The 8965-nt window shown below is 37.5% G+C and carries 4 protein-coding genes; 1 reads left to right on the forward strand and 3 read right to left on the reverse strand.

Annotation, left to right across the window (positions count from 1 at the left end; genetic code table 11):
- Positions 1–135 precede the first annotated feature (135 nt).
- Positions 136–4707, forward strand: a complete 4572-nt coding sequence (locus Q0W26_RS04840) for a right-handed parallel beta-helix repeat-containing protein (protein WP_298523007.1) — start codon at positions 136–138, stop codon at positions 4705–4707.
- A 289-nt stretch (positions 4708–4996) separates the two neighbouring features.
- On the opposite strand, the gene dnaJ is transcribed toward Q0W26_RS04840, so the two are convergent.
- From dnaJ to Q0W26_RS04855, 3 genes are all read right to left on the reverse strand, one after another.
- Positions 4997–6139, reverse strand: coding sequence for a molecular chaperone DnaJ (gene dnaJ, locus Q0W26_RS04845; protein ID WP_298523009.1), 1143 nt, complete (start codon positions 6137–6139; stop codon positions 4997–4999).
- 136 nt (positions 6140–6275) lie between these two features.
- Positions 6276–8150, reverse strand: a complete 1875-nt coding sequence (gene dnaK / locus Q0W26_RS04850) for a molecular chaperone DnaK (RefSeq protein ID WP_298523011.1) — start codon at positions 8148–8150, stop codon at positions 6276–6278.
- Between the two features lie 46 nt (positions 8151–8196).
- A complete protein-coding gene (locus tag Q0W26_RS04855; RefSeq protein ID WP_298523014.1) occupies positions 8197–8751 on the reverse strand; it encodes a nucleotide exchange factor GrpE in 555 nt (184 codons plus the stop codon).
- Between the last annotated feature and the right edge of the window lie 214 nt (positions 8752–8965).

An 8965-nucleotide genomic window follows, 5' to 3' on the forward strand; every position in this document is an offset into this window, starting at 1 on the left:
CAACTTTTTTTATTTTTTCGCTATTTTTAAATATTATATTTTATCATATTTAATAATATAATAGAAAATTTTTAAAGCAAATTTTATTAAAATTTTCATTTAAAATTTATAAAATTAATGTGATGAGGTATAATAATGATTAAAAAATTAAACATGTTGGTTTTATTATTGGTTATTTTACTCTCGATAGGAGTCGTAAGCGCTTCTGAAGATGTAAACATGACCTATGATGACACCAGCGCAGATACATTGGAAATGTCCGATATGGATGATTCCATAGGGGATAATGCTGCTCCTGTATCTCACACTATCACTCAGGATAATTATGGAAATTATTTTGACAAGGGAGGAAATCTCATTGCTTCCTCAGTTAATTCGGGAGATACAATTTACTTGAAGGGCTCAATATCCAATCTAAATTTTACTATTGATAAGAAAGTAAATATTGAAGGAACTTCCTCAAATTTAAAGAATTTAAAGATTACTCTGTTAAGTGGAGCATCTGGAAGTTCAATCTCTAATTTGAAAATAGCAAACACTAAGGATGAAACCTACGGGATATTTTTAAATTCCGCAAGCTATTGTACAATCAAGGACTGTAACATTGTAAATACAGGTAAGTCTTCCTATTGTGTTTGTGTTGCAAACGGAGCAAATTACAATAACGTGACTGGAAACTATCTTAAGGCATATGGTGAAACTTATGGCCATAATGCAAGATCCACTCCTACATTGCTTTTGTCAGGTTCTGATTACAACTATCTGGCGGACAATATCCTTGAAGTCGACGACGCCAATGCAATATATCTGTCAGATTATGTTGGAGGGCCTTTAAATGGTGGATTATCCAATCACAATACCATTTACAATAACACAATCCGTTATAACGTGCTGCCAACTTCCTGGTCTTACGGTATTCAGATAATGGGTAGTTATAATGAAATTAAAGGCAACACCATTATTGGCGGTTACAGGGGTATTTCTACAGCGAACTTCGGAAATGTTATAACCGACAATGTGATTATCAACATTACCGGAGCAGATTTCAATCATCCGGGCGTTGAAACAGGCGGACAGTTCGCTATTGTGGCTTCATATAACTCATATGTCGCAAACAATACAATCATCGGAGCTAAACTCATCTCCACTGGTGCTGGAATCACAGCCATCACAGATTCAATCGTGGAAAACAATTGGGTTAATGCCACTGACAAGGGAAGAGGTATTGTGGCCGGAGGTTCCAATGTAATTATCAGGAACAATATTGTCTTTACTGAATCTGGTTCAGGAATTTATGAAAAGGATGAGGAATCAGGTTTATTGGTGAAAGGCAATGTGGTTACTTCAGTTTCAGGTGTCGGAATACTGATTGAAAAGACAAGTTCAAAAAGGATGCCTAAAAACGTAACTGTCATAAACAATACCATTTCAACAAGCAACAAATATGCAATTGACGCTGCAGGCGTTCAGGCAAACACTTCCGACATTGATGTGAACTCAAACATTATAATCGGAGGAGGATTAATCAATTCTCCAGCAGGTGTAATTGACAATTCAAAACCAACCTACATCTACAAGGGAACCACTCACAAAATCACTCCTGAAAATATCTGCAACTACATTAACGACAACGGCGGTCTGACTTCAGAAATCAGGGATAACGATATTTTAAGCTTTGAGGGCACTTTCAACAATGAAGTTATATATGTTACAAAACCTGTTAAAATCACAGGTAAAAACCCTGTATTCTACAACTCCACTTTCAAGGTAACTTCAGGAAATGTATTGATTGAAAATCTAAAAATAATCAACAAGGAAGCAGACAGAGTAAATGCATGGGGTATTTTTGTAAATCAGGCTCCTGGTGTTAGAATTGTAAACAACACAATCACTGTCAATGACCCTAAGGCTGCTTATGCGATTTATGTCCTTGAATCCACTGACATTGAGATTTACAATAATGTATTGGCCTCTGAAGGGGAATATTTGACATTCACTCTTCTTGCATATTCCTGCGAAGATTGTAACTTCGCAAACAATACAATCAATACAATCGGAACAGGCAAATCATACAGTTTCTCACCTGAAAAATGCATTGACGGCAACGAGCTTGTAATCAATGGAAGGTCATATTGCCTTGACGGCAATGAACTGACAATCGACGGAAACACATACTGTCTCGACGGTGAAGAGCTTGTAATCAATGGAAAATCCTACTGCTTGGATGGCGATGAGCTTGTAATCGACGGCACCAAATACTGCATTGACGGCGATGAGTTCACCATTAACGGAACCCGCTATTGCCTTGACGGCAATGAATTCTCCATTGACGGCACCAAATACTGCATTGACGGTCAGGAATTTGAAATTGCCGGAACCCGCTATTGTCTTGACGGCAATGAATTGACAATTGATGGAACCAAGTACTGTTTGGACGGCAATGAAATGACCATCAACGGCAGAACATATTGCCTGGATGGAGACAACATTGTCATTGACGGCACCAAGTACTGCATTGACGGTCAGGAATTTGTAATTGCAGGCACACGTTACTGTCTAGATGGAAATGAGCTGACAATCGACGGTAATTCATACTGCCTGGACGGCAATGAACTTACTATTGACGGAAAATCCTATTGTCTCGACGGCAATGAGCTTGTAATCGACGGCGTTCGCTATTGTGTAGACGGCAATGAATACTGCATGGACGGCGCGCATGTCGTTTCTGAAATCTATCAGACCTACGGAATTTTATTATTATACTCATCAAACAACGTGATTTCAGGAAACGATGTCAATGTCACCTCAAACTTGAATGATCAGCAAGCCATTAAAGGAAACATGTCCTCCCAAAATTCAATTGTCGGTATTGATTTGTATTTCAACACCCACAACAACACTGTCTCAAACAACAACATTTACATTAAAGGTAAGGATAATTACATTTACGGAATGGGAGTTCTTGGATATTATACCAGTCACAGTGCTCCAAAAGGCCAAGGTGCCAGCAACAACTCATTTATTGGAAACACAATAACTCTTGATGGGCTGTACTGTGTTGAAGGTATCATCATAGGTGATGAATCCGAAGACACATTCATTGAGGCAAACACACTGAACCTGAAATCAGATGTTGTCGTTTACGGAATCTACTTCGAACTGTCTCAAAAGTCAACTGCCGGCAACAACAGGCTGAACTTGAATGCACAGGCGATTTATGCAATTGAAGGATACAGTTCAAACAACAACGTGCTGCTGGACAATGTCATTGATGCCAATGCTAAAGACGTTTATGGTGTTGTATTCTCAAACGGAAATGGTAATGTCATCAGAGGCAATAAGATTGATGCTAAAGGCAGTGGTGAAGCCATTACAAGTCCAATTTTAGATTCCATTCCATCAGGAAATGCAGGAATTTATCTGATTTCCAATTCAACCAAAAACATCATTGAAGATAATGAAATCAGCTCAAGTAAAGGTTATGCAGTAGAATTGGACAGCAATGCAGTAGATAATGTAATCACAAACAATTTCCTAGACAGTGAAAAGGGCATTGCAAATAGTGCAGTAAGCGGCTCTGAAAACAGCAATGTTTCAGATAACTACAAATACCTTATAAACGCTACTGTTGAGGATATGACAGTTCCGTATATGGGTACTGCTGAATTCACATTAACATTTGATAAAAGCCTTGACGGTGCTGTAGTGGAATTCTATGATGTTGACGGATTCCGCTTTGCTGAAGTTAAAGTTACAGACGGCACTGCAAAAGCAACATATAAGTTTGACTCTACATACGAGCCGGAACAGTATCTTTTCTCAGCTAAAGTTTCAAAAGAGAATTATAAGACCACTTTCTTTGACATCAGTGTAAAAGTGGCCACAAGCAGCCTTGTGATTGCATTGGATGATGTTTCTGCCCATCAGGGAGACAAGGTTGATATTACTGCAAAAGTTTCAGATGAACTTGGAAATCCAATCAGGGGAGCAGTAGTCATATTTAAAAGAACCAACTCAGCAGGGGTAGACACAATCATGGGTAATGCTACAACCAACAAAGAGGGTATAGCCACAATCGCTTACAGTGTTCCTGTGTCTTTAACAGTCGGTACCCACGTTCTCAAAGCTGAAGTTAAAGGTGTGGACAACTACAACGATGCCAATGTGTCTTCCAGTTTGATTGTCACAGAAAAGGTATCCCTTTCAGGCAATAAAAACTACAAAGTTTATTATGGAAATACAGTGGCATATAAAATCCTAGTTAAGGATGTAAATACAAAATCTGTATTGGCTGAAAAAGAGGTAACATTTAAAGTGAACGGCAAAACAAAATCAGTTAAAACAGACAAAAAGGGTTATGCAACCTATTCTGTAAAATTGGCTGCCGGATCATATACAATCACTGCAAGTTGCAATGGGGTTTCAGTATCCAGCAAGATTACTTTCAAACCTACATTAACAGCTAAAAATATTTCCAAGAAAAAGGCTAAAACCACTAAATTTACAGTAAAATTGGTAGATAAAAAAGGAAAAATCTTAAAGAATAAAAAGATTACCTTTAAACTCAAAAACAAAAAATACACTGCCAAAACCAACAAGAAAGGTATTGCAACATTGTCACTTAAAAATTTAAAAGTAGGTAAATACACAATTTCCTCAAGTTATGGTGGATGTACAATAAAGAACACTATTACCATTAAAAAATAAGGGTTTTTAACCTTTATTTTTACTTTTTTTAATATTTTTACTATTTTTTTAGTTTCTTTTTTGATAGATTTCAATATTGCATTCCGGACATATAGGTAATGCCTAAAATATTATTCATTTTTAAAATCAGCTTTGTTTATATCAGTCCAATGAATAATAATTTTGGAAGATTTTTATTATCTATTAATTTAATTGATGGTTATTTTAATTATTCGATAGGTTTTTTCGATGGTTGTTGGTGGAATAAAATTCTAAAAAAATTTGAAAAAAATTAGCAGTAATAGCTAATTTAATTCATCGCATCTTTGACCCTATCAAAGAATCCTTTTTCGACATGTTTGATTTCGTCACCACTTATCTCAGCGAATTCTTTAAGTAATTTTTTCTGTTTTGAGTTTAACTTCTTAGGAACCACTACATTGACGGTCACGTACATGTTACCTCTGCCCTGATGTCTGACGGAGTTCATACCTTGACCCCTTAGCTTGAATATAGTTCCGCTTTGGGTTCCGGGGGTTACTTTAAACTCGACCTCTTTTCCTTCGATTGTAGGAATACTGATTAAATCACCTAATGCTGCTTGAGGGAAGCTGATTTGTTGTTCTAAGTATAAGTGGTCGCCTTCACGTGTGAATCTTCTATGTCCTTTGATGTGCACGGTAACAATCAAGTCCCCTTCAAGTCCAGGTGCTTCACCGCAGTTTCCTTCACCTGAAACCCTCAGGTGGTTGCCTTCATCGACACCTTCAGGAATTTCGATTTTGATTGTTTTTGTTTTTCTTTTGCTTCCTTTACCATGGCAGTCTTCACATGGTTCAGTAATTATTTTACCGGTACCGCCACATTCTCTACATTGTCTTACATTCACCATTTGGCCAAGGAAAGTGTTGCTGACCTCTTTAACCTGACCTGTTCCTCCACATTTAGGACAGGTTTCAGGTTCAACGCCAGGTTTTGATTTGGATCCGTTACATGTAGGGCATAATTCACTTCTAGTAATCTTGATTTCCTTATCGCATCCTTTGAATGCTTCTTCTAAAGTAATAGGAACTTCAGTATAAATGTCGGAACCTCTTTGAGGACCAGAATATCTGCGTGTACGACTTCCTCCGCCAAAACCGAACATGTCGAATATGTTTCCGATGTCGAATCCCTGGAAAATGTCTTCGAAGTTCACGTTCTGATAGAAGTCTTCAGCAGTAAATCCATCCATTCCTGCATGACCGAACTGGTCATATCTTTGACGTTTTTCATCATCAGACAAGACGGCATAAGCTTCACTAACTTCTTTAAACTTATCTTCAGCATCTGGTTCATCACAAACGTCTGGATGGTATTGTCTGGCTAATTTACGATAAGCTTTTTTAATTGTCTTTTCATCCGCAGTTTTATCTACTCCAAGAACTTCATAATAATCTCGCTTGTCTGCCATGTATACACCTTAAAAAAATAATTTTAAAAAAAATAGATAGAAAAAATAATAGTTTTATCTATTGTTAGTTTTTTATTGATTCTGATTCTGATTTTAATATATTTCCTAACAACTAAATAAAACTTTATTATTTAATCTAGTCTTTTACTTCATAGTCTGCGTCAATTGTGTCATCATCGTTGTTGTCTTGAGTGCCGGCATTAGGATCTGCTCCAGCTTGTTGTTGAGCTTGAGCTTCAGCCTGTGCCTGTTGGTAAATTTTAGCACCAATCTCTTGAACTACACCAGATAGTTCATCAGACTTTTCTTTAATGGCAGCAACATCATCGCCAGCTATAAGTTCTCTTAATTCAGCTACAAGTCCTTCGACTTTTGTTTTTTCATCTTCAGATACTTTGTCTTTGAGTTCATCTAAAGTTTTTTCTGAAGTGTAAATTAATGAGTCTGCGTTGTTTCTGATTTCGATTTCTTCTTGTCTTTTGGCATCAGCTTCAGCATTCATTTCCGCTTCTTTGATTTTCTGTTCGATTTCTTCATCGGACAGTTTGGTTGAGGAAGTAATGGTAATTGCTTGTTCTTTACCGGTTCCTTTGTCTTTAGCGGTTACGTTGATGATACCGTTGGCGTCAATATCGAAGGTCACTTCGATTTGTGGAACACCTCTAGGTGCAGGTGGGATTCCAACGAGTTGGAAACGTCCGAGTGAAGTGTTGTCTGCAGCCATTTTCCTTTCCCCTTGCAATACATTGATGTCTACAGATGGTTGGTTATCTGCAGCAGTGGAGAACACTTGGCTTTTCTTGGTAGGAATAGTAGTGTTTCTTTCTATTAATGTAGTGGATACTCCTCCTAAGGTTTCGATACCTAATGATAATGGAGTAACGTCTAAAAGAACGATGTCTTTAATTTCACCGGCTAATACTCCTCCTTGAATTGCAGCACCCATGGATACACATTCCATTGGGTCGATACCACGTTCAACTGGTTTTCCTATGAATTTTTCAACGAATTGCTGTACGATTGGCATTCTGGTAGGTCCACCGACTAAGATGATTTTGTCGATTTCGCTTTTGCTCATTTTTGCATCATCTAAAGCTTGTTGCATTGGTTTACCTGATTTTTCCACAATGCTGTCGACCAATTCTTCTAATTTTGCTCTTGTAAGTGAAATGATTAAGTTTTTAGGGGTTCCGTCAGTACCCATTGCAATGAACGGTAAGTTTACTTCAGTGGTTGTGGTAGTGGACAGTTCGATTTTTGCCTTTTCAGCAGCTTCTCTTAACCTTTGCACTGCTTGGTCGTTGTCCATCAAGTCGATGCCTTCCTGTGCTTTGAATTCATCGGCAAGGTATTTGATTAACACGTTATCCATATCGGTACCACCGAGTTGGGTATCTCCGCTGGTGGATCTTACTTCAAAGACTCCTCCACCGAATTCCATGATGGTTACATCCAGGGTACCTCCACCTAAATCGTAAACCATGATGTTCATGTCATCTTCATCGGCTTTGTCAAGACCGTATGCGAGGCTTGCTGCGGTAGGTTCGTTTACAAGTCTTACTACATCAAGGCCTGCAATGGTTCCTGCATCCTTGGTTGCGGTCCTTTGGTTGTCATCAAAGTAAGCAGGCACGGTAATTACTGCTTTTTGAATTGGTTCTCCGAGGAAGGTTTCAGCATCCTTTTTGATTTTTTGGAGGATGAATGCGGAAATTTCCTGTGGGGAATATTGTTTTCCGTTTACAGTTACTTTGTGATCAGTACCCATGCTTCTTTTGATTGCACTGATTGTATTTTCTGGGTTTGTAACTGCTTGTCTTCTTGCAGGTTCTCCCACTAACATTTGACCGTCTTCAGTAAATGCAACATAACTTGGGAAGGATTTACCGTATTGGCTTGCCCCTTCAGCGGAAGGGATTGTGGTTGGTTTTCCTCCTACAAGTACAGATGCTGCTGAGTTACTTGTACCTAAGTCGATTCCAATAATTTTTTCTTTTTTAGTATCAGACATAATTATCACCAATTTTTTTTTATTAATTAATTATATAAACATGAAATTATTTTTTGCAAACAATAACTTTTGAGTATTTGAGAACTTTATCCTTGTACATGTATCCTTTCATCAGTTCTTCTATGACATATCCGTTTTCAACATCGTCTGAAGCCTGCACCATCAATGCCTCATGTTTGTTCAAATCGAATTTTTCTCCTTTTGCAGGAATTTCTTCCACGCCTTCTTTTGTCAAAATGTCTTTGAACTTGTTGTAGGTAAGTTCTATTCCTTCTCTTAAAACTTTATCATCTTCAACTTCTAAAGCTCTACCGAAGTCTTCATAACAGTCAAGAAACTCTTTGATAATGTTCTGATTGGCAAACTTGATGATTTCCTTGTTTTGCTTGTCAGTTATTTTTTTGAAGTTTTCAAAATCTGCCTGAAGTCTTTGGGATAATGAAATGTATTCCTGAGTTTCAGCCTCTTGCTTTTCAAGTGCCTCTTTGAGTTCGGCAATCTCTTGATCTTTTGCCGCCATCTCATCAAGAACTTCTTCCGGCTCTTCTTGAATATCCTGAGCTTCGACTTCTTCAGTTTCACTTTTCTTTTCGTCAGTCATATGGACACCTTTTTTAGGTTATTTGAGAAAAACTTTTGTAATAACTCTTCTGGGAGAATTAAGACTTTAAGCACTTTAATATTCGGTTTTGGGAATTTATGGACATATAGGAAAATGGTTCATCAAATTTGGAGTTATTACTTTAAGTTTTTCTGAACCAAAATATTAAAGTAACAAAAAGTTATCTTTCTCTTACATTATTATAGTAACAAAA

This window comes from uncultured Methanobrevibacter sp., assembly GCF_947169325.1.
Lineage (GTDB): Archaea > Methanobacteriota > Methanobacteria > Methanobacteriales > Methanobacteriaceae > Methanocatella.